Source organism: Brevundimonas denitrificans, assembly GCF_030160755.1.
GTDB lineage: Bacteria > Pseudomonadota > Alphaproteobacteria > Caulobacterales > Caulobacteraceae > Brevundimonas > Brevundimonas denitrificans.
In genome coordinates, this window is sequence record NZ_BSOY01000221.1 from 1 (window position 1) to 573 (window position 573).

Genomic DNA, 573 nt, shown 5'->3' on the forward strand with positions numbered 1-573 from the left:
AGATCGCGTGAGGTGAAAGCCATCTTGTCCATAGCCTCGACGATCGGGCGGGCATCAAAGGACTTGATGTCGATATGCTCAACTTTCTTGGAAAGCAGGTCTGCTTTCTCGTTGCTGCGTTTGGAGTCTGTCATAGTCTTCTCGATTTCAAAAATTTGTTGTTTCAGCCAATGGCGACCATGGTTTCGGAATAAAATCCGTTGAACCGGGTCTGCATGGCATATCCGTATGCCCCCAGGTGACGGAAGATAACCCAGTCCCCTTCGGCAATGTTATCTGGCAATTCGAACGGGCCTTCCATCTTGTCGCAACTGTCGCAGGTGGGCCCATAGAGGCGGAACGGCAATGCGCCGTCGCTCACCTCGGCCCCGTCCATCTTGCGCAGTTCAAGCGGATAGGTCCATCCCGGAACACCGGCATCAAACAGGGCGCCATAAGTTCCGTCATTCATATACAGGGCCTGCCCCTTGCGCATTTCAACGCGGACGGCCACCGCCCCGGCTTCGGCAACCAGTGCCCGGCCCGGCTCACAGTACAATTCAAGTGTGTCCAGACCATGTTCGTCAAGGGCAC

At 55.3% G+C, this 573-nt stretch carries 1 protein-coding gene and 1 pseudogene; both read right to left on the bottom strand.

All coding sequences use genetic code 11. From position 1 onward, the window contains the following. Window positions 1–134: pseudogene (locus tag QQJ79_RS15870) on the bottom strand (1,9-bis(guanidino)-5-aza-nonane synthase); the annotation flags it as partial. 29 nt (window positions 135–163) lie between these two features. Continuing rightward, on the bottom strand, window positions 164–573 hold a 410-nt coding region (locus QQJ79_RS15875), incomplete at its 5' end, for a type III PLP-dependent enzyme domain-containing protein (protein WP_488798469.1).